This is a genomic window from Pseudoalteromonas sp. NH0006-46, assembly GCF_057547735.1.
Genome location: NZ_BAAJML010000005.1, coordinates 1 through 21,464, shown reverse-complemented (window position 1 = coordinate 21,464; position 21,464 = coordinate 1). Strand labels below are relative to the sequence as shown.

The following is a 21,464-nucleotide window of genomic DNA, read 5'->3' as shown; positions in this document are numbered from 1 at the left end:
TTAATTACCTAGCTTTAATTAGTTAGCTCTAATAAAAAACGCGCTTACTTTTAACGGTAGCGCGTTTTTTGTTAGTGTATTAAATACTTTACCATTAAACCAACAAACAAAGTCACACTTACGCTTAGTAGTGTGCCAAGCATGACGTATTCAGTAAGCTTTTTATCTTTACTAGCGCTTAAGTCGCCAAATCTAAAGACCGACTTAGCTGCTAATAAAAAGCCAACACCAGCAAATTGATCAAGCAAAATAAAGCTTAGCATTAACACGCGCTCTAACATGCCAATACTTTGCCCAGCAAGTACCAAGCTACCATTACTACTAAAGTTACCCGTTAAACGCTCTAGCATCATTCTAATAAATACTGCACTTGGACTTAAAATAATTAAATATCCACACACAACCCACAGCACATTTGGGTTAGTGACAAGTGAATATAGGGTTTCTAAAAATTGCGTGTTATCGCTCAACCACACGCTTAAATAGATTATTACGGCTATATGGGCGAGCTGATCCAATAAAAAGGGCACGACACCTTTGCTTGAGTAAGATTTAGCTATATCAATAGCGTAATGACTAAGCATAATAACGGCCGTTGCAATTACAACACTGCTAATTTGTTGCCAGCCATAAGTGTATTCCCATGCGCTGATAATTATTGCGCTAGTGACTCCATGGACCAATACATGAAAATACAGTTTAGTTGCCTTGAAGTGGCGGGTATTTCTGTCGTTAACCCAGCTCATAGGTTGCCAGTAAAAATCAGCCAATAAATGGCCAATAATTAGGGCTACGAGTAAAAGCGAAAAAGCCATTAGCATCTTCCTTGATTTATATTTTTTATAATGTTGCTCGCATGATCTAAAAATCGTTCGATAAGTTGGTAATGGGCTAAATTAAGTAGCTTAGTTACGTTTTCTCTGCTGGTTTTAAGATCTTTTGCTAAAGCTGCATGGCTGTTATCGGTACTCGTTAAATAGGCGTACAAAGCATTGGCTTGTTTTTGCGTTATTTTAGTAAGGAGTACATCAGCAAAGGCTAGATTAAGGTTTAAGCTTTCATGGATGTTTTCAAGGGGAGTACTAAATAAAAACCGTTGATTGGCTATTTGATCAAGGCCATGACCCGAAAGAGTAAATGCTGACCCCGTGGCTGTTTTTATATCATTACGCGGGTTATCTATTTGCCCAATAGCCATACTTTGCCTAACTTCGTACCCCGATGCCTTTAAATATAAATAAATCAAAACAGCATGCTTAAACAAATACTCAGGGTTATTAATTTGTAGTTGAAAAGAATCGCCTCGGTAAATATTCCACAGTGTACTCTTGCCCGATACACTACGTAAACTTTGCTCTAGCTCATAAAGCATGGCATCGTACTGCTGTTTAGGAATAGTTTGCGATTTAATAATATCGCCGCTGATCACACCAATCATAACAATCCAAAATAGTTACTTTTTAAAATGTAACCAAAAATGGTTACATTACGTTATGTAACTAATTTAGGTTACTTGTAAGCAAATAGCAAGGTACACTGAACTTTAAATTATTAGGCTATGGCTATTATTCTGACTAGGGAATTACATGACTTCATTAAACCCGCAGCAAAACATTAAACCGCGTGTAGGCATATTTGTTGACGTACAAAATATTTATTATACGTGTAGAGAAAGCTATAGAAAAAACTTTGATTACAATGCTTTTTGGCGAGTTATGCAGGAGCAATATGAAATCGACTGTGCTTTTGCCTACGCTATTTATCGTGGAGATGAAAAGCAAAGTCAGTTTCAAAATATTTTGAGAGCGATTGGGTTTGAGGTAAAGCTTAAACCCTTTATCCAACGCCGTGACGGCAGTGCTAAAGGCGACTGGGACGTAGGTATAACTATCGATATGCTAGAGCAAGGAAAGAACCTCGATAAGGTGATTTTACTCTCTGGCGACGGTGATTTTGCACTGTTACTTGGGCATTTAAAAAATCAATATAATGTGCCGTGTGATGTATACGGGGCAGATAAGTTAACCGCCGAAGTGCTTAAGCAAAGTGCAGAGCAGTTTCATTTGATTGATGATAGTTTATTACTTTAAAGCTTTAAAAAGAGAGGCTAAGTGCTTGCAACATGAGAGTTTTTAATACACAGCCTATATAGTTCATTTAAACCTAATATAGGCTTTTTTTATTGGTGTAATCAATTGGGTTTGCTAGGTGGTTATGTTAATTTTAAGCGATAACGAGTAATTAAGGATTTACATGCTCAACTACAGTGATATGCCGCTTGATAGATGCTCCAATGTGCGAAAAGACCCAACGTGGCTTAAAGGTCAGATGTCGTCGCAAAGCGTGTGGCTTTTGGTAAAAAACAACGAGACATTATTTATTAAAAATACGCCTCAAATAATGTTTTTACCGTACGAGCAGATTACACAGCTAAACTTAACCAATGCCCTATTTTTAGGCTTAAACACCACAAAAAAGGGAGTATTTGCCCTCGATGTATCTGATATTGACGACACAACCCTTGCCCCGATAATAAGTGGCGCAGAGTTTATGGATATTCGTAAACAGGGGCCGCTTGTTGATATAAAAGAGGGGTCTATTGCTGCGCTTGCCCGTGGGCTATGTTATTGGCATGCAACTCATCGTTTTTGTGGGCGTTGTGGCAGTAAAAACCACTTAGTTGAAGCGGGGCATTCTCGTTTATGTGAAAACGAGCGCTGTAAACACCCCACGTTTCCTCGTACCGATCCTGCGGTAATCATGGTTGTAACTAAAACGTTTGCCGATGGCATTGAGCGTTGTTTGCTTGGCCGCCAAGCAGTTTGGCCTAGGGGAATGTATTCTTCATTAGCTGGCTTTGTAGACCCTGGTGAAACTTTAGAGCAAGCTGTTGCCCGTGAGGTAAAAGAAGAGGCAGGGGTTGAGGTTAATGACGTCACTTATGTAGCGTCTCAGCCTTGGCCATTTCCTTCATCTATCATGCTTGGCTTTTTTGCCAAGGCAACGTCTGAGCAAATTAACGTAGATAAAGACGAGCTTGACGATGCTAAGTGGTTTAGCCGTGAAGATTTGGCAAATTTTGGTAACTGGCATGACGAAGGCGAGCATTTAAAACTTCCTCGTACTGATTCTATTTCTCGCTATTTAATTGAACATTGGCGTACTAATCCATAAGGAATAACCATGTCGAGTAACAGTAATAAAAATACTCAGCTTGTGTCGTCTGGACGCAAAAAAGCTTACACCCATGGTGTAGTAAACCCCGTAGTGCAGCGCGCATCAACTGTGGTATTTGATTCAGTTGCAGAACTTAAAGAGGCGGCAAAAAAACGTGGCGATAAAACCCTCTTTTATGGGCGTCGTGGCACAACCACACACTTTGCATTGCAAGAGGCTATTACCGAGTTAGAAGGCGGTGAAGGGTGTGCACTTTATCCATGTGGGGCTGCTGCAATTAGCCAAGCGTTATTGTCGTTTTTAAAAACGGGTGACCATATTTTAATGGTTGATAACGCTTATGAGCCTACTCGCGATTTTTGCGATAAAATTTTAGCAGGGCTTGGAATTACCACGACTTATTACCCGCCAACAATTGGTGCAGGCATAAAAGAGTACTTTAAGCCAAACACCAAGGTGCTATTTTTAGAATCTCCTGGCTCCATAACTATGGAAATTCAAGACGTACCAGCCATGGTAAACGTAGCCAAAGAACATAACGTAATGACCATGCTGGATAACACGTATGGAAACGGCCTTCATTACCGACCGTTAGAGCATGGTGTCGATATTAGTATTCAAGCGGCAACAAAGTACATTGTTGGTCATTCAGATGTAATGATGGGGGTTGCAGTGGCTAATAAAAAATATTGGCCAACGCTTCGTGAACATTCTTATTTACTCGGTCAGTGTACGAGTGCTGACGATGCATATTTGGCACTGCGCGGTTTACGCACGATGAGTGTGCGTTTAAATCAGCATGAAAAGGCGGCGATAGAGGTGGCAAAATGGCTTGAGCAACATGAGTTAGTTGATCACATTCGCCATCCAGCATTTGAAAGCTGCCCTGGGCATGAATTTTTTAAACGCGACTTTGATGGTAGTAATGGCTTGTTTTCAATTGTTATGAAAACAGGGAATCAAAAAGCCATAGATGCATTTTTAGATAGCCTTCATCATTTTAAAATGGGTTTTTCGTGGGGGGGCTTTGAAAGTTTAGTTACCGCTAACTTAACAATGAAAGGGCTGCGTTCAACCACAAGCTGGGATTTAGGACCGGTTATTAGATTGCATATAGGCCTTGAAGATATCGATGACTTAATAGCTGATTTAACCCAAGCGCTTGAGGTATACAAGCAGCATTTATAATTACGCGCCTGTTACATTTAAATGGTTTGTTACAAAGCTCACTCTTCGTGGGCTTTTTTTTGCTGGTAATTCAAGGTGTTTACACTTAGTGTTGTTACATTAAGCTTTAATTTGCAGCATTAACAACGTCATTAAGGATAGTCAATGGCAACACCATTACCAATAAACGTAGGACGCTTAACCCAAATTGCGGGATTTGAGCTTGTACGTATGTTTTTAACTAAACGTGGGCTTATTGCACTTGCCGCATTTGCACTTGTTTGGTTAATTATTTTGCGCTACCCGATAGGACAAGCCGTAAGCATTATTAGCTCGCCAAATTTTGAACAAATAGCCCGTGATATTTCAGGTTCAATTGGCTTGAGCAAACTTCTTGATTGGCCTGAAGCCGAGTTTGCTATGTATTGGCTTATTGCTTTGTACAGTTTTCCTGTGTTTAGTTTATTTATTTGTAGTGACCAAACAGTGGGTGACAGAGAGCGCGGCACGCTTAGATTCTTATCGTTGCGCTCAACCCGATTTGAAATATTGTTTGGCCGGTTTATAGGGCAATTAGCCGTATTAACGTGTTTGGTAGCAATTACTCTAGTGGCCACGTTAGCGGTATTAGGCTATCGCGATCCGAGTTTGCTAGTGGGGGGCGTTGGCCGTGCATTGTCGATATTTTTAATTCTTATCGTTACATTTACACCGTTTGTGGCGTTAATGACTTTAATTAATACTTTTGCACGCTCGTCGCGATTATCAATTGTACTCGCTATTTTATACTTTACAGCAGGCGGTATTGTAGTCGGTTTATTACAGTGGCAAATACCGGTATTGAGCGTGCTTGATTATTTATTTCCGGGTGTACAAATAGAGCAACTTGCGGGGCAAAACCTGCCATTATTAAGTGCTTTGGTAATCCCACTTGTACAAACCGCAGTGCTACTTGCCGTGGCTCAACGTATTTTTGCAAGGAGCTCACTATGAGTACACTAATTACAGGGCGTAACTTGAGTAAGTCGTACGGCTCTAAACTTGCGCTTAACAATGTGAACTTTGAAATTGAGCAAGGTGCGCCCGTTGCACTTGTTGGTCCAAATGGTGCGGGTAAAACGACGTTATTTAGTTTGTTGTGCGGTTATATATCGCCAACCAAAGGTGAGCTTGAAATACTCGGGCATAAACCAGGCAGTGCTGCGTTATTTAATAAAGTAAGTGCTTTACCGCAAGATGCGCAGCTCGATCCGCGTTTTAATATAGATAAACAACTTGCTTTTTACGCCAAATTACAAGGTATGAGTACCAAGCAAAGTCACACAGAAGCATTGCGCGTGCTTGATTTAGTTGGGCTGCGTGAAATTGCTAAAAACCGTGCAGGTGATTTATCGCATGGTATGCGCAAACGTGTAACCATAGCGCAGGCTCTTATTGGTTCGCCGCAAATTGTTATGCTAGATGAGGCAACCGCAGGACTTGACCCTATTCATGCTAGAGAAGTGCGTGAGTTGGTGTCAACGTTGAGCTCTGAGGCAACCTTTATTTTAAGCTCGCACGATTTAACCGAGCTTGAGCGGCTATGTTCCCAAGTGCTGCATTTAGATAAAGGCGTATTGAGTGAGCATCAAACAAAAGTAAATCAAACCGACAAACACTTTTACACATTAATGCTAAACGAGATGTATGAAAACGTTGAGCAAAAGTTACAGTTACTCAATGGTGTAAGCTCTGTTTATATGAGCCAACACAAAGAGTATGTTATTGAGTACAACCAATCTGAGCATGCCTTAGATATTGCACTATTACAGTTTTGCCACCAACATAATTGGCAATACAGACAGTTGGTAAATGGCCACACATTAGAAAATCAAATTTTTAAACAGGAGAAAGCATAATGGGTTTATTAAGCGGATTAATGGGTAACGCAAGCGAAGTTGATGATTCTGATTTAGAAAAAGTACTCGCTAATACATTAATTGAGGGTGAGCACGTCGAAAAAGCCTATAAAGTTATTCGCGATATGTTCATTTTTACAAACAAGCGCTTAATTTTAATTGATAAGCAAGGTGTAACTGGTTCTAAAATGGAAATGGTGAGTATTGCTTACTCAAAAATCACCAAGTTTAGCAAAGAGAGTGCAGGGCACTTTGATTTGGATGCTGAACTTAAAATTTGGATTGGCTCTGACCCAACGCCACTTACAAAAGAGTTTAAAGCGGGCGATAACATTAATGAAGTTTATAGAGTAATTAGCCAACACGCTCTATAATTGTACATATATTTTAAGTAGTTGTTGACTAAATGTTGCAACTACTTTAATTTTACAGTTTCTTACACCTCCTTACAATTAACTTAACAAATACAAAGGTTTAATTAAGTTTTCATTCAGTTTCCCGGCGTTAGCATGTGCCCACTTTAGTAATTTAGCTAAAGCATAAAACGCAATGTACATAGGGAAGTCTTACAATGAAAAAATTAGCAGTTATTATTTCAAGCATTTTATTATCTAGCACTGCGGCTGCTGCAGACAGCTATCAATCAATTAGTAATCTAAGCTACAAAGACAGCGACAACAACGATACCGTTGCTGTAGATTCTATTTATTACCTATCGCCTAAAAAAACGTTAGGCCCGTACGACCAATTTGAATACATTAATAAACAAAGCAACATTTACGGCGCATACGCTGATGACGACTTTAGCGATACAACATCAGTGGGTGGTGAGTATTTTATTAATGAGTTTGTGATTGGTGCGTCATACACAAACCTTGATGTTGGTAATCATAACGAAGCATATACAATTTCAGGCGGTTACTTTTTTAACCCAGACCTGCTTGCAAAAGTGACGTTAGTTGAAAATAAAGATGGCGAAGACTTCGCTTTATTCGATTTAGCGTATAACCATATGCTAAACACTACCGATTACATTGGCGTAACGGTAACATCTGATGACGACTTTGATTACCGCGCCGTCGCAGCTAAATACTTTATTGATTTACAGCAAGGTAACTATCTAACGTTTGAAGGTAAATACGAAAGTATTGATGACGCTGAGAACCAATGGGTGGCAGAAACGAATTACTATTTTTCAAAAGCGACCTCTGTATTTGCAAGCTACGATAAACAAGATACGTACAGTTTTGGCGCTCAGCACTTTATTAACAAAAATATTGGTCTTAAAGTAGGTTACGAGAACAATGCTGATGATTCTGATAACGATGCGTACTTTGCTAATATGCGTTTTCAGTTTTAATTAAGCGTTTAATCGCATAAATTAAATCAGTTAAGTAACAAAAAGCCCACATTTGTGGGCTTTTTGTTGTGTGTAATAAACGTGTAATCCTACTTATCGTTATATTTTAAAGTGCAATTAGCTAGGCTCATCATTTTAGTGGCACTCGACTGGCTACCCATTGTATTTAAACTAAGATGGGCCATACTTAGGTTATTATTTTTTAATGTGAAAGGAATGTACGCATGTCGGTATTTATCATTTTACTGGTTGTAATAGTGGTTATTTTTGCTGTTAAAGATATTCGCCTAAACCTGATCAGTAGACCCACGTTTAAAATGTTTAAAAAAGTACTTCCACCGCTTTCGCAAACAGAGCGAGAAGCAATGGAAGCGGGTGATGTTTGGTGGGATGGAGAACTATTTAGTGGTAACCCTGATTGGAAAAAATTACACAGCTTTCCAAAGCCTGAATTAAGTGAAAAAGAAAATGCATTTATGGCTAATCAGGTAGAAACCTTAATGGCCATGCTTGATGATTACCAAATAGTGCAAAAAGATAAAGACTTGCCAAAAGAGGTATGGGAATACTTAAAAACAGAAGGTTTTTTTGCGCTGATCATTCCAGAAAAATTTGGAGGTCGAGAGTTTTCTGCCATTGCTAATTCGACCATAGTGTCAAAAATTTCAACAAAAAGTTTAACTGCGGCTGTGACTGTTATGGTGCCAAATAGTTTGGGGCCGGGTGAGTTATTGCTACATTATGGAACTAAAGAGCAACAAGACCGCTGGTTACCCACCCTTGCCAATGGCGAAGATGTACCATGTTTTGCACTTACCGGCCCTGAGGCGGGGTCTGATGCCGGTAGCATTCCAGATTCTGGCGTTGTATGCAAAGGGCAGCACAACGGCGAAGACGTAATTGGCCTGCGTTTAAACTGGTCAAAACGTTACATTACGCTTGCACCGGTGGCCACAGTATTAGGGCTTGCCTTTAAAATGTACGACCCAGATGGTTTACTAGGAGACGAAAAAGAGCTTGGTATCACGTGTGCGCTTATTCCAACCGATCATCCCGGTGTGAAAACAGGTGAGCGCCATTATCCACTGAACATGGCATTTATGAACGGTACAACCTATGGTGAGGACGTGTTCATCCCGCTTGATTGGATTATTGGGGGTCAAGAATGCGCAGGACGTGGTTGGCGCATGCTGGTGGAATGTTTAAGTGCAGGTCGAGGTATTTCGCTTCCGGCGTTGAGTGCTGCAACCGGTCATTTAGCAGCTAAAATGACTTCAGCATATGCCATGGTACGCCAACAATTTGGTGTGTCTATTGGGCAATTTGAAGGTGTGCAAGAGGCCCTTGCACGCATTGGCGGTTTAACTTACACCCTAGAGTCATGCCGATTAATGACGGCAGGCGCAATAGATTTAAAACTCAGCCCTTCGGTTGTCACTGCAATTGCAAAATATCATATGACTGAGATGGGCCGTACTGTTATGAACGATGCAATGGATATTCATTCGGGCAAAGGTATCCAGGTCGGGCCTAACAACTATTTAGCACATGGTTATATGGGAATACCGGTTTCAATTACGGTAGAGGGCGCAAATATTTTAACCAGAAATTTAATGATATTTGGCCAAGGAGCTACCCGCTGTCATCCATTTGTTTTAAAAGAAATGGAAGCCGCTGCTCTTGAAGATGACGATGCTGCTCTGAATCAATTTGATGGTTTATTAATGAACCATATATTATTTGCAGTAAGTAATGCCAGCATGGCATTTATACATGGTTTAACACGCAGTTATTTTGCAAAAGCGCCAGTTGGCGGCGAAACTGCCATTTATTACAAGCATTTAAGTAGAATGAGCAGAAGCTTGGCTATTTGTACGGACGTGGCAATGTTAATGTTAGGCGGTGAGCTAAAACGCAAAGAGATGATATCAGCCCGATTAGGTGATGTATTGAGCCACTTGTATTTAGCCTCTACGGTTCTAAAGCGCTACGAAGACGAGGGCCGTCAACAAGCCGACTTACCTTTTGTTAAATATGCGATTGAAACATCATTATTTGAAATAGGCCAAGCGTTTGATGGCTTTTTTAAAAATTTCTCAAACCCAGTTATTAATTTTGTGCTTAAACGTATTGTATTTCCAATTGGTAATCATTATGAAAAACCGAGTGATGAAATTGCACAACGTATTTGTGAACATATGACTCAACCCGGTGTGTTTAGAAATCGTTTAACGCATTTGTGCTATGTAGATGAAAACGCGGGTACTGGAGTAATGGAAAGTGCATTTTTAGCTATGCACGATATGCAAGCCCAGTTTAAAGATTTAAAACAATGGCAGCGCAAAGGCAATATTCCTGCAACACTCGATATTGAGGGGGCAATTAATTTTGCATTAAATAATGACTTAGTAACGCAAACCGATGCTGATGCTATGCACCATGCCAATAAGCTACGCAAACAAGCAATAGCTGTTGATAATTTTCAGCAAGGTGAGTTGTAATCTCCGTTCGCTTAATTAAATGATCTACTTTAGCTCCGCAAAATGATTAAGTATTATTTCGGAGTTGGTATAACTAATTAATTATTGAGCAAATAAAAAGGCCTTACATGTGTAAGGCCTTTTTATTAATTACTTTAACGTGCGTATGGGTCGGCGACTATTTTATCGATATACCATTTACCTTTTTTACGTAGCATTTTTACGCTTCGCATATCATCTATTTTGTTACCGTTTAAATAACCAGTAAAAATAAGATTTATTTTAGCATTATCGCCATATTGCTCGCGCACACTCATGTTGGTCATATCAACTTCAATAACAACCTCATCGTACTGCATGTTAACTAAGTTACGCGTAAATTGTTTGGCTGTACCGTACGACTTCATAATTCGCGTAAGGTTAGGTGTAGCCATGGTTGTTGCTTTTTGAAGATCTTGCTGATTGTACAAGGCGTCAAAGTAAGCTGTTGCGGTGTCGCCGGGTGAATCACCAAGTTTTTTCACATCATCGCTACAGGCAACTAAAAACAAACACAGAATAAGGCTGACTAAATAGGTTATTTTTTTCATGTTAATTTTTGTTAGTTAGTTTTATTTAAGTGTGTGGTGAATTAGCTAATATGTAAAGACATGGAAGGTAAATAAAAAGATATTACAGAGTAAATAATAAAAAAGGATGCCTAGGCATCCTTTTAAAAAGTGGTTAGTAATGCTTATTGAACAAGCTCTTGGTCACTAAACTCTTCATCAAAGAGTGGGCTTGATAAGTAACGTTCAGTAGCACTTGGCAAAATAACGACAATGTTTTTGTCAGCATTTTCAGGTTTTTCAGCAATTCGTTTTGCTGCTACTACTGCAGCGCCTGAAGATATACCTACTAGTATGCCTTCTTTTTTCATTAGCTCGTGTGCCATTGAAATCGCATCTTCGTTAGATACTTGCTCTGCAGCATCAATTAAGCTCAGATCTAGGTTGCCAGGAATAAATCCTGCACCAATACCTTGTATTTTGTGTGGCCCTGGCTTAACTTCTTCACCGGCAAGTGTTTGGCTGATTACTGGAGAGTTAGTTGGCTCAACAGCAATAGACTTAACGTTTAAACCTTTTTCTGTTTTAAGGTAACGACTAACACCTGTGATAGTTCCACCAGTACCTACACCCGCTACAAAGTAATCTACTTTGCCGTCAAGCGCGTCAAAAATTTCAGGACCTGTAGTCTCAAAGTGTATTTTTGGGTTTGCTGGGTTTTCGAACTGCTGTAGCAAAATGTATTTTTCTGGGTCTGTTGCTTGAATTTCTTTTGCTTTTTGTATTGCACCATTCATGCCTTTAGCACCGTCTGTAAGTACAAGGTTTGCACCCAGTGCTTTAAGTAGTTTACGACGTTCTAAACTCATTGTATTTGGCATTGTAAGCGTTAGTTTATAACCACGTGCTGCGGCAACGAAAGCCAGTGCAATACCTGTGTTACCAGATGTAGGCTCGATAAGTTCTTTACCTTCAGTTAGCTGACCTGCTTTTTCAGCCTCCCAAATCATCGATGCACCAATACGGCATTTTATACTAAAGCTTGGGTTACGCGCTTCCACTTTAGCGAATACATTCCCACCTGTAACACGTTTAAGTTTTACCAGCGGTGTATTACCGATACTTAGTGAGTTATCTTCAAAAATAGTAGACATAATGTTCCTTTGGATACAATCTGATCAACGTGCTAATAGCCTTTGCTACTAACTATATGTTGACACTTTACTGAGAGTTTAAAAAAATAAAAGTAAAGTTTGGCTATAAGATATATCGATTGAGCTTATAACTAAGTGAAATAAAAATCTATATTAGCAGTGCCTTTTGTTATTAGGTGCGCATATTAACTTTAATGATAAGACGCTTTTATTAGTCATGGCGATTTTTTACTCATAAATAAACTAAAGAAAAGTGTAAATACTAAAGGCGCAGCCTTTATATACCAACACAGTCATACGCAATACTTTACGCGATTTAATTGGCTTAATAGGTTAAAAGCTGTATGCACTAACAACCAATAAATTGAATGAATTTGGCGTTCGATAATTTACTGAGCGCAGATGTACTTTTATATTGATGATTATTTATGCAAATAAACCTTAGTTCAGCGGTTTTATGACACAAGCTAATCAAAACATGATAAAAACGTTTATCTAATAATAATTGAGTAATAAAAATGAAGTTAATCTTAAAGTTAATTGCCGGTATTGTGGCTGGTATATTGGTAGGCTTTTACGTGCCTTTAACAGGTGTTGAACTCTTATTCACGGTTAAAGAGTTAATTGGTCAAATTATTTCCTTCACTATTCCTCTTATTATTTTATTTTTTATTGCTTCGGGTATTGCCGGGCTTCCTAAAGGGTCTGGCCACTTACTTGGTAAAACGGTTGGGTTTGCTTATAGCTCTACCGTTATTGCCGGCACGCTTGCCTTTTTGTTAGTCAGTGCTGTTATTCCATTTTTAAGTGGCGGTATTACTTTTGAAGCCGAAGTGGCCACCGAGATAGGCAGTTTTATTGATATAGAGATCCCACCACTAATGGGTGTGATGACTGCCCTTGCGACGGCTTTTATATTTGGCATTGGTATGAGCCAGCTTGAATTAGACACACTTAAAAAGGTATCAGATCAGGGACGTGATGTAATAGATGCCTTATTGTCAAAAGTGATTATTCCTGCATTACCATTTTATATTGCAGGTGTGTTTGCTGAAATGACTGTAGCGGGCACAGTGATTGATACGCTGCAAACATTTGGAGTGGTATTAATTGCGGCTCTTGTTATGCACTGGTTATGGTTAAGCGTTTTATATATTGCTACGGGAATTTTGTTAAAGCGTAATCCACTTGAGCTAGTTAAAAATATGTTACCTGCTTACTTTACTGCATTAGGTACTATGTCGAGCGCGGCAACAATCCCAGTATCTCTGCAATCAAGTAAAGCAAATAATGTAAAAGAAGATGTTGCAAACTTTACAGTACCTTTATGTGCCACCATTCATTTGTCGGGTTCAACTATTACCATTGTTACGTGTGCTATGGCTGTTATGTTTTTATCGCCAGGTATGGAAGTTCCATCGTTAATGGGTATGTTGCCATTTATTTTCATGTTAGGTGTTGTGATGATAGCTGCTCCAGGCGCACCGGGGGGCGCGGTAATGTCGGCTCTTGGTCTTTTAACCAGCATGCTTGGATTTAATGAAGGGGCAGTAGCGTTAATGATTGCATTGTACTTAGCACAAGACAGCTTTGGTACGGCATGTAATGTAACAGGCGATGGCATTATTGCACTGTGGGTTGACCGTTTTAGTGAAAAATCAGCGTCTTAAAGTGCTGGGCACATTGACTCCAGTAGTTATAACTTTAGTTAATGTGCCAAAATGAGAGCGATAATATTAGTTATTGTTTCGCTTTAACTGTGTTAATGTGACAAATTGAATTATTTAGACGCGTATTGTTGAGTTAATGAGGGTATTGCATTGATTAATGTACTTTTAGTTGATGATCATGAACTAGTACGAACCGGGATCAGGCGCATTTTAGATGATGTGCGTGGGTTTAAAGTTGTAGGTGAAGCAAAAGACGGTGAGGCAGCCGTTCAGTTTTGTCGACAGCACACACCTAACATCGTACTTATGGATATGAATATGCCTGGCATGGGTGGATTGGAGGCAACTAAAAAGATTTGTCGCTATTGCCCTGATGTAAAAATTATTGTTCTTACCGTTAATTGCGAAGATCCATTTCCGTCTAAAGTAATGCAAATTGGTGCACATGGTTTTCTTACCAAAGGAGCCGGCTCTGATGAAATGGTTCGTGCCATTCGTTCAGTCCATGCAGGTCAGCGCTACATTGCGCCTGAAATTGCACAACAAATAGCACTTGCACAGGTTACTGGTCGCACAGACGAAAATCCGTTTCAGAGTTTATCAGAGCGCGAACTTCAAATAATGCTTATGATCACCAAAGGTGAAAAAGCACAAGATATTGCAGAACGCTTAAATCTAAGCTCTAAAACAGTTAATAGTTATCGTTACCGTATGTTTGAAAAATTAAACGTAGGTGGCGACGTTGAACTTACACATTTAGCTATTCGTCATAAGATGATTGACATAGACATTTCGTACTAATCCTTTTATATGTCTGAATTTGATCACGTACACTTTTTAAAAACGCTATCAAGCGAGCCTGGTGTATACCGCATGCTTGATAGTGACAATCAAGTTATTTATGTTGGCAAGGCTAAACAACTAAAAAAACGCGTAAGCAGTTACTTTAGATCCAATATCACTGATAGCAAAACCCGTGTTTTAGTCAGTAACATCAGTGATATTGAAGTTACACTGACTAATACCGAAACCGAAGCGCTACTGCTCGAAAATAACCTCATAAAAAAATATCAACCTCGTTACAATATTTTATTGCGAGACGATAAGTCGTACCCTTATATTTTATTAACGCACCACAAACATCCTCGTTTAGCGTTTCATAGGGGTAGCCGCAAGATAAAAGGCGAGTACTTTGGTCCATTTCCGAGTGCAGGTGCTGTTTCGGAAAGTTTGCGTTTAATGCAAAAGATATTTCCAGTTCGCCAGTGTGAGGATGCCTATTATCGCGCCCGAAGCCGCCCTTGTTTGCAGTATCAGCTCAAGCGATGTTCTGCACCGTGTGTTAATAAAGTTACCGAAGACGATTACAGCGAACAAGTTGATTATGTCCGTAAATTTTTAACGGGTAAATCGGATGAAGTGATTGCTGAGCTAATAAAAAAAATGGAAGCGGCTAGCATGGAACTCAATTTTGAGCTTGCAGCAAAGGTACGTGACCAAATAATGCTACTACGAAAAATGCAGGAGCAACAGTCTATTTCGGGTAATTTCGCAGAAATGGATGTGGTGGGCTTCGCACATTTAAATGGGTTAAACGGCATACATTTACTCATGATCCGCGATCACAAAGTATTAGGCAGTAAAACGTATTTTCCTAAAGTACCGAAAGATTCAAGCGAGCAAGAGATTTTAACCTCATTTTTAGGGCAGTATTATTTAGCGCCAGGTGCAACAGGGCGTATTGCTAAAGAAATTATACTTCCGTTTGAAATAGAAGAAAGTAGCGCGCTAAGCGAAGCACTTACGCAAATCAGTGATCGCAAAGTGGCGCTTAAAGTGGTTACGCGTGGAGAGCGGGCGCAATATCTTCAACTAGCAAATAAAAATGCGTTAAACAGTATTGCTGTCAAACAAAGTACACAAGACTCTATTAATAAACGCTATGCCCAATTAAAAGCAACATTACGTTTAGATGATATAGCACGGATGGAATGTTTTGATATCAGTCACACCATGGGAGAAAACACGGTAGCAAGTTGTGTTGTGTTCGATTCGCAAGGACCAAATACAAAAGAATACCGACGCTACAATGTAACCGGTATAACTGGTGGTGATGATTATGCAGCCATGGAGTTTGCTTTAAATAAACGTTACAACAAACTCGTTGATGAAGACAAAATTCCCGATGTTATATTTATAGATGGTGGTAAAGGACAGTTAGGACGGGCAGAGCAATATTTTGCTAATTGGTCTCATACTAAAATGCCTCTTTTAGTAGGGGTTGCAAAAGGCACAAGTCGTAAACCTGGTCTTGAAACCTTACTTATAGATGGAGGGCGTAAAACAATCCCGATGGATTCTGATGCACCTGCACTTCATCTTATCCAACATATCCGTGATGAGTCTCACCGTTTTGCAATAGCAGGGCATCGAAATAAGCGTCAAAAACAACGCACTCAATCCTTGCTAGAAGAAATAAATGGAGTAGGTTCTAAGCGTCGCCAAACATTATTAAAATATTTAGGGGGCATGCAGGGGGTAAAAGCTGCTAATATAGAACAATTAAAGAAAGTTCCCGGGATCAGCCCTGACATGGCTGAGAAGATATTTAACCATTTACATGACAAGGGCTAGCCCTTCATGCGAATATAAAAGAAAAGACATATCCAAGTAGTTATGTGGAATATTCCAAACACACTCACAACATTTAGACTTTTTCTTATCCCCATTTTTTTGGTGATATTTTATTTGCCTTATAGCTGGGCTTTTTTTGCTGCCGCTTTTATTTTTTGGCTAGCATCAATTACCGACATACTTGACGGTTACCTTGCAAGAAAACTAGAACAATCAACACCATTTGGCGCTTTTTTAGATCCTGTTGCTGACAAAGTAATGGTGTGTGCGGCACTTGTGGCTCTCTCAGATCAATATCAGTCAATGTACATGACTATTCCTGCACTTATTATTATTAGTCGTGAAATTGTTATATCAGCATTAAGAGAATGGATGGCTGAGCAGGGCAAGCGTGGCAACGTGGCTGTATCAAATATGGGTAAAATAAAAACTGCTGCGCAAATGTTAGCCATCATTGGATTGATTTGGCAATATGATACATGGATGAATTATTTAAGTTTTGGACTACTCTATATAGCAACGTTTTTGACCTTGAGTTCTATGCTGCAATATTTGAACGCAGCATGGAGTGAATTGACCAAAAATTAACTGTAAATGTATAATAACGCACCGTTTTAGATAAAAAACAAGCAAACAGTTCAAAACTAGCATTTTTTGTATTGACGCGTTTAATAATCTCTGTAGAATGCGTCCGTGTTGAGAGGGCATAGCCCCCAAGATAACGAAATGCGGCACTAGCTCAGTTGGTAGAGCGCGACCTTGCCAAGGTCGAGGTCACGAGTTCGAGCCTCGTGTGCCGCTCCACTTTATCTAAGGTTGTACCCCAGTACTGGGGCGGAATGGCAGAGTGGCCATGCACCGGATTGCAAATCCGTTTACCCCGGTTCGACTCCGGGTTCCGCCTCCAATCAACGCTCCACATGCTTTAAATAGCAAACTCGATGCCCGAGTGGTGGAATTGGTAGACACAAGGGATTTAAAATCCCTCGCTCTTAGAGTGTGCCGGTTCAAGTCCGGCCTCGGGCACCACTTTGTGGTTTAGTTATATGCACCAACATATACCTTTTAAAAAGAAACTTTAGAATTAATATGATGCGGCACTAGCTCAGTTGGTAGAGCGCGACCTTGCCAAGGTCGAGGTCACGAGTTCGAGCCTCGTGTGCCGCTCCATATTAGTTTTATCCACTTGCTTTAAGTAGCAAACTCGATGCCCGAGTGGTGGAATTGGTAGACACAAGGGATTTAAAATCCCTCGACTAACAAGTCGTGCCGGTTCAAGTCCGGCCTCGGGCACCACTTTTAATTACTGACCAATTTAATTAAAAGTTTGATAAAATGTATTATATGCGGCACTAGCTCAGTTGGTAGAGCGCGACCTTGCCAAGGTCGAGGTCACGAGTTCGAGCCTCGTGTGCCGCTCCAAATTATTTGGAAGGTTAAGGCGGAATGGCAGAGTGGCCATGCACCGGATTGCAAATCCGTTTACCCCGGTTCGACTCCGGGTTCCGCCTCCACATAATTTACTCCACACGCTTTAATTAGCAAACTCGATGCCCGAGTGGTGGAATTGGTAGACACAAGGGATTTAAAATCCCTCGACTAACAAGTCGTGCCGGTTCAAGTCCGGCCTCGGGCACCATCTTTACTAAAAACTAAATTAAATAGTCTTAATTTAAAGCCACCCCTCACTTTAAAACACCTAAAGTTTGCTAGTTTAAGTTCCCACATTTTATTTTTAACACCAACTTACCTCTAATATATTTTTTACTGTGACTTAAAAATAAGAACGATGATGATTTAATTACTCTTGGCAATTACACCTGCATCTACACTTAAGTAAATCAGATATTTTTAACGGTGTGCGCGAAAAATTTGCCCTATCTAAATGATGAAGTAACATTGGGATCTGATGTTAATGAATATGAATATATGTAAGGCGTGTCTAAGGTAAATTTTAAAGTCGATGTGTAAGCGACCCATCAGGGCCACTTACAAAAGATGAACTCTTATTGCAGTTTACTTTGGGCTTTGTAAAACGGGTATTCACTTAGTAAGCCCTGTATAAGCGCAACGCACATTAAAATTAGTATTATTGAAAACGGTAGGGCAGTTGTAACGACTCCTGATTGAAGTGCTTCTAATGCTTGCGAGCCTCCAACCCAAAGTAATACTGCTGCTATCATACCTTCTACAGTTGCCCAAAATATACGTTGTGGCACTGGTGCATCTATTTTACCGCCAGCAGTTATACCGTCTATTACAAGCGATCCCGAGTCAGATGAAGTAATAAAAAAGACTAAAACCAAAGCGATAGAAATAATAGAGATAAAGCTAGAAAACGGAAGCTGTTCGTAAACTTGAAATAAAGTAACTGAAATATCAGTTAAACCATTTTGACCAAGTGGCCCAACTTTCTCTATAACTTGTGTAATTGCCATATTACCAAATACACCCATCCATACTAAGCTAAGCAGAGTTGGTAGGCCTATTACAACAAGTAAGAATTCTCGTACAGTTCGCCCTTTAGAAACCCTAGCTATAAACATTCCTACAAATGGTGACCAAGATATCCACCACGCCCAATAAAATACAGTCCAAGAATGCATCCAGTCTTCATCGGGTCTATTAAAAGGATTACTCAATGGCACGAAGTGTTTTTAAGGGTAAACCACACGGCAGGAATTGAATCAGAGACTGTAAGTACGATAACAGCTAACAATAAAATAAACGCGCAGATTAAATTAACATTGCTTAGTACTTTTACACCGCCTTCAATACCTCTAATAACAGAAAAAATAGCAATACAAGTTACTAATCCAATAACTGATATTTGAAAAGCTGTGCCGAAATCTGTACCTAATAGGTAATTTATTCCACTGGTTGCTTGTTGTGCACCAAGCCCTAACGATGTAGCTAAACCGAATAAGGTAGACAGTACCGCAAGTATATCTATGATATGTCCAAGCCAACCCCAAGCACGATCACCAAATAAAGGGTAAAAAACAGAACGTATAGATAAAGGAAGACCTTTGTTGAATGCAACAAAAGCCAGACTTAGCCCAACCACGGCGTAAATCGCCCATCCGTGTAAGCCCCAGTGGTACATAGTTGCACCTAAAGCTAATGAATGTGCTTGTGCTGAATTTGCCTCAACTCCCATGGGCATATGATACCAACCGGTATAATAGGCTGTTGGCTCTGCAACTCCCCAAAATAGTAAGCCAATTCCCATTCCTGCTGCAAAGAGCATGGAAAGCCACGACATGTAACCATGTTCTGGACGAGCTTTTATACCTCCTAAACGAATTTTACCTAAAGGGGAAAATGCTAAAACACCGCAAAAAATCACAAAGGCGTTGGCTAATAGCATAAAGTAACTATCGAATTGATTAATAATAGCGTCTTTAGTTGAAGTTAGTGCATCACGGGTAAGTGTGGGGTCAAAAACTAAGGTAAGTATTACAAATAAAACAACTAAAAATGCGCTTATTCCAAATACAGGGTTATGGATGTCGAACCCCCATTTTTGCACATTATCTTGTCCAACTTGATAATCAGTCGTGTCGATACTGTACTTTTTTGTTACGTCATCCATTAGGTCTCCTTTTTTTACAGATAACTTTTTAATGCATTCCTATACGTCAATAAATATAAAGTAGTAGTAAAAATAAATCTAAAAAAGCGAGCTGGAGCTCGCGATTTAATTTTTATTTCCAGGCCAGAGGGTCGACCTCTTTATTTAGCTTTGGGTGTTTGCTCTTATCAAATGTAGGAGTTAGGCCTCTTTTGCGTTGTTCGTTGTAATCTTTTGAAAGCCATATCACAACACCTGACAACATAAAAAGTGCAATAACATTAACAATAGCCATTAAACCCATTGATATATCGGCTAATGTCCAAATTAACCCAAGCTCACCTACTGCCCCGAACATAACCATTCCTAAAACAATCAAGCGAAATATAAACATTCCTTTCTTAGAGTTGTGTTCTAAAAACATAAGATTGGTTTCTGCATAAGAGTAATTCGCAACAATAGATGTGAAAGCAAAAAATAAAATTGCGATAGCAATAAAGTAGGTGCCCCAACTTCCAACATGCTCTGTTAATGCGGCCTGAGTAAGTTCTATACCCAACACTCCTGATTCAGGTATTAATTGTTGAGATAATAAAATAAGTGCAGCAGTCGCAGTACAAATTACAATTGTATCAATAAAAACCCCAAGCATTTGCACATACCCCTGTGATGCTGGGTGAGGGGGATAAGGGGTTGCAGTTGCTGCAGCATTAGCAGCACTACCCATACCCGCTTCATTAGAAAACAATCCCCGTTTAATTCCTTGGATCATGGCTTGTATTACACCATAACCTATTGCGCCAGCACCGGCTTGTTCTATTCCAAAAGCACTATCTATTACCAGCATAAATACATCAGGAAGTGCGCTTAAGTTAACAGCACAAACATAAAGCGCAACACACAAATAGGCTAGAGCCATAAAAGGAACAACCATTTCAGCAAATCGAGAAATTGTTTTAAGGCCGCCAAAAATTATGATCCCAGAGCCAATAACTAAACAAAGACCCACAATATATTTTGGAATATCAAATGCTACTTCAAAAGCGGCTGCAATAGAGTTTGATTGCACAGCATTAAATACCAGACCAAAAGCTAAAATTAAACACAGTGAGAACAAAACTCCCATCCAACGCTTACCTAAGCCGGTTTGCATATAGTACGCAGGACCACCTCTAAAATTACCATCACTATCTTTAGTCTTGTATGCCTGAGCAAGTGTACTTTCAGCAAAACTTGTTGCCATACCAATCAAAGCAATTAACCACATCCAAAAAATAGCACCTGGGCCACCAAGGTATAATGCAACAGCGACACCTGCCATATTGCCAGTGCCCACTCGGGCTGCTAGTGAAGTACAAAAAGCCTGAAATGAAGAGATCTCGTTATTACCGCACTTTCGAGAGCCAAACATAACCTTGAACATATGTGGAAATTGTACGAATTGAATAAAACCCAATTTAAAGGTAAAGAATAAACCCGCTGCTATTAATAAGTATACGAGAACGTGACCCCATAAAAGGCCACTAATACTATTTATTATATCTGCCATAACTACTACCCAAAGACATGTGTTAAAAAAGTGACCGCAACTTACCATAGGAATGACCAAGTGTTTAGGATAAACGGCCATAAAAGTAGAGTTATCAACAGTGGGTTGTGGGTAACTTGTGTTTAGGGTGTGCGCTTGCTTGGGGTGTAATTTAAATAAGTTTTTTAGTAAAAAAAGGCTTGCGTTAAATTCGCGGCTCCCTATAATGCGACCCCACTGAGACGGCAGAGCAGGCAACGCTTAAGCTGCAGGA

17 protein-coding genes, 8 tRNA genes and 1 pseudogene are annotated in these 21,464 nt (G+C 39.7%); 20 read left to right on the top strand and 6 right to left on the bottom strand.

Annotated elements, in window-relative coordinates; all coding sequences use genetic code 11:
• Positions 1-71 precede the first annotated feature (71 nt).
• Positions 72-815 (bottom strand): DUF3307 domain-containing protein, encoded by a 744-nt coding sequence (locus tag AC27I2_RS11315; protein WP_219423467.1) that lies wholly within the window; start codon positions 813-815, stop codon positions 72-74.
• The gene (locus tag AC27I2_RS11310; protein WP_219423469.1) at positions 815-1,438 is read right to left on the bottom strand and encodes a hypothetical protein; all 624 of its coding nucleotides are present in this window, start codon (positions 1,436-1,438) and stop codon (positions 815-817) included. Before AC27I2_RS11310 ends, AC27I2_RS11315 begins: the two co-directional genes overlap by 1 nt.
• Before the next feature lie 148 nt (positions 1,439-1,586).
• On the opposite strand from AC27I2_RS11310, the gene AC27I2_RS11305 reads away from it, so the two are divergent.
• The 8 genes from AC27I2_RS11305 to AC27I2_RS11270 all read left to right on the top strand — a co-directional run bounded on the left by AC27I2_RS11305 (position 1,587) and on the right by AC27I2_RS11270 (position 10,103).
• Positions 1,587-2,090 (top strand): LabA-like NYN domain-containing protein, encoded by a 504-nt coding sequence (locus tag AC27I2_RS11305; RefSeq protein WP_138530421.1) that lies wholly within the window; start codon positions 1,587-1,589, stop codon positions 2,088-2,090.
• Between the two features lie 163 nt (positions 2,091-2,253).
• Positions 2,254-3,174 (top strand): NAD(+) diphosphatase, encoded by a 921-nt coding sequence (gene nudC / locus AC27I2_RS11300; RefSeq protein ID WP_219423472.1) that lies wholly within the window; start codon positions 2,254-2,256, stop codon positions 3,172-3,174.
• A 9-nt stretch (positions 3,175-3,183) separates the two neighbouring features.
• Complete coding sequence (locus tag AC27I2_RS11295; protein ID WP_487204348.1) at positions 3,184-4,365, top strand: cystathionine beta-lyase; 1,182 nt, start codon at positions 3,184-3,186, stop codon at positions 4,363-4,365.
• 144 nt (positions 4,366-4,509) lie between these two features.
• The gene (locus tag AC27I2_RS11290) at positions 4,510-5,337 is read left to right on the top strand and encodes a DUF2705 family protein (RefSeq protein ID WP_219423475.1); all 828 of its coding nucleotides are present in this window, start codon (positions 4,510-4,512) and stop codon (positions 5,335-5,337) included.
• Positions 5,334-6,242 (top strand): ABC transporter ATP-binding protein, encoded by a 909-nt coding sequence (locus tag AC27I2_RS11285; RefSeq protein ID WP_487204347.1) that lies wholly within the window; start codon positions 5,334-5,336, stop codon positions 6,240-6,242. The genes AC27I2_RS11290 and AC27I2_RS11285 overlap by 4 nt, the downstream gene beginning before the upstream one ends.
• Positions 6,242-6,616 carry a PH domain-containing protein gene (locus AC27I2_RS11280; RefSeq protein ID WP_006794021.1) on the top strand — a complete coding sequence of 125 codons (375 nt, stop codon included), beginning with the start codon at positions 6,242-6,244 and terminating at the stop codon, positions 6,614-6,616. The genes AC27I2_RS11285 and AC27I2_RS11280 overlap by 1 nt, the downstream gene beginning before the upstream one ends.
• 197 nt (positions 6,617-6,813) lie before the next feature.
• Positions 6,814-7,602, top strand: a complete 789-nt coding sequence (locus AC27I2_RS11275) for a putative porin (protein WP_058552798.1) — start codon at positions 6,814-6,816, stop codon at positions 7,600-7,602.
• 224 nt (positions 7,603-7,826) lie between these two features.
• Positions 7,827-10,103: an acyl-CoA dehydrogenase gene (locus AC27I2_RS11270; RefSeq protein WP_058405617.1), complete on the top strand. Its 2,277-nt coding sequence runs from the start codon at positions 7,827-7,829 to the stop codon at positions 10,101-10,103.
• 134 nt (positions 10,104-10,237) lie between these two features.
• Here the strand turns inward: AC27I2_RS11270 and AC27I2_RS11265 are convergent, their stop codons facing one another.
• Positions 10,238-10,672: a hypothetical protein gene (locus AC27I2_RS11265; protein ID WP_058405616.1), complete on the bottom strand. Its 435-nt coding sequence runs from the start codon at positions 10,670-10,672 to the stop codon at positions 10,238-10,240.
• 143 nt (positions 10,673-10,815) lie between these two features.
• On the bottom strand, positions 10,816-11,784 hold the full coding sequence (gene cysK / locus AC27I2_RS11260) for a cysteine synthase A (protein ID WP_058405615.1): 969 nt from the start codon (positions 11,782-11,784) through the stop codon (positions 10,816-10,818).
• Between the two features lie 518 nt (positions 11,785-12,302).
• Between cysK and AC27I2_RS11255 the strand changes: the two genes are divergently transcribed.
• The 12 genes from AC27I2_RS11255 to AC27I2_RS11200 all read left to right on the top strand — a co-directional run bounded on the left by AC27I2_RS11255 (position 12,303) and on the right by AC27I2_RS11200 (position 17,727).
• Positions 12,303-13,454, top strand: a complete 1,152-nt coding sequence (locus AC27I2_RS11255) for a dicarboxylate/amino acid:cation symporter (protein WP_058405614.1) — start codon at positions 12,303-12,305, stop codon at positions 13,452-13,454.
• Between the two features lie 150 nt (positions 13,455-13,604).
• On the top strand, positions 13,605-14,255 hold the full coding sequence (gene uvrY, locus AC27I2_RS11250; protein WP_058552795.1) for a UvrY/SirA/GacA family response regulator transcription factor: 651 nt from the start codon (positions 13,605-13,607) through the stop codon (positions 14,253-14,255).
• Between the two features lie 9 nt (positions 14,256-14,264).
• Positions 14,265-16,088 carry an excinuclease ABC subunit UvrC gene (gene uvrC / locus AC27I2_RS11245; protein WP_058405612.1) on the top strand — a complete coding sequence of 608 codons (1,824 nt, stop codon included), beginning with the start codon at positions 14,265-14,267 and terminating at the stop codon, positions 16,086-16,088.
• Between the two features lie 42 nt (positions 16,089-16,130).
• A complete protein-coding gene (gene pgsA / locus AC27I2_RS11240) occupies positions 16,131-16,676 on the top strand; it encodes a CDP-diacylglycerol--glycerol-3-phosphate 3-phosphatidyltransferase (RefSeq protein WP_006794013.1) in 546 nt (181 codons plus the stop codon).
• A 140-nt stretch (positions 16,677-16,816) separates the two neighbouring features.
• A tRNA-Gly gene (locus AC27I2_RS11235) sits at positions 16,817-16,892 on the top strand.
• A 29-nt stretch (positions 16,893-16,921) separates the two neighbouring features.
• Positions 16,922-16,995 (top strand) — tRNA-Cys (locus tag AC27I2_RS11230).
• A 36-nt stretch (positions 16,996-17,031) separates the two neighbouring features.
• A tRNA-Leu gene (locus AC27I2_RS11225) sits at positions 17,032-17,117 on the top strand.
• A 65-nt stretch (positions 17,118-17,182) separates the two neighbouring features.
• A tRNA-Gly gene (locus tag AC27I2_RS11220) sits at positions 17,183-17,258 on the top strand.
• A gap of 39 nt (positions 17,259-17,297) precedes the next feature.
• Positions 17,298-17,384 (top strand) — tRNA-Leu (locus AC27I2_RS11215).
• 50 nt (positions 17,385-17,434) lie between these two features.
• Positions 17,435-17,510: transfer RNA gene (locus AC27I2_RS11210), tRNA-Gly, on the top strand.
• Between the two features lie 18 nt (positions 17,511-17,528).
• Positions 17,529-17,602 (top strand) — tRNA-Cys (locus AC27I2_RS11205).
• A gap of 38 nt (positions 17,603-17,640) precedes the next feature.
• Positions 17,641-17,727: transfer RNA gene (locus tag AC27I2_RS11200), tRNA-Leu, on the top strand.
• A 367-nt stretch (positions 17,728-18,094) separates the two neighbouring features.
• Here AC27I2_RS11200 and AC27I2_RS11195 read toward each other — a convergent pair.
• Together AC27I2_RS11195 and AC27I2_RS11190 are read right to left on the bottom strand one after the other, a co-directional pair.
• Positions 18,095-19,683, bottom strand: a pseudogene (locus AC27I2_RS11195) (BCCT family transporter).
• 112 nt (positions 19,684-19,795) lie between these two features.
• Positions 19,796-21,211 (bottom strand): alanine/glycine:cation symporter family protein, encoded by a 1,416-nt coding sequence (locus AC27I2_RS11190; protein WP_058405610.1) that lies wholly within the window; start codon positions 21,209-21,211, stop codon positions 19,796-19,798.
• Positions 21,212-21,464: the final 253 nt, after the last annotated feature.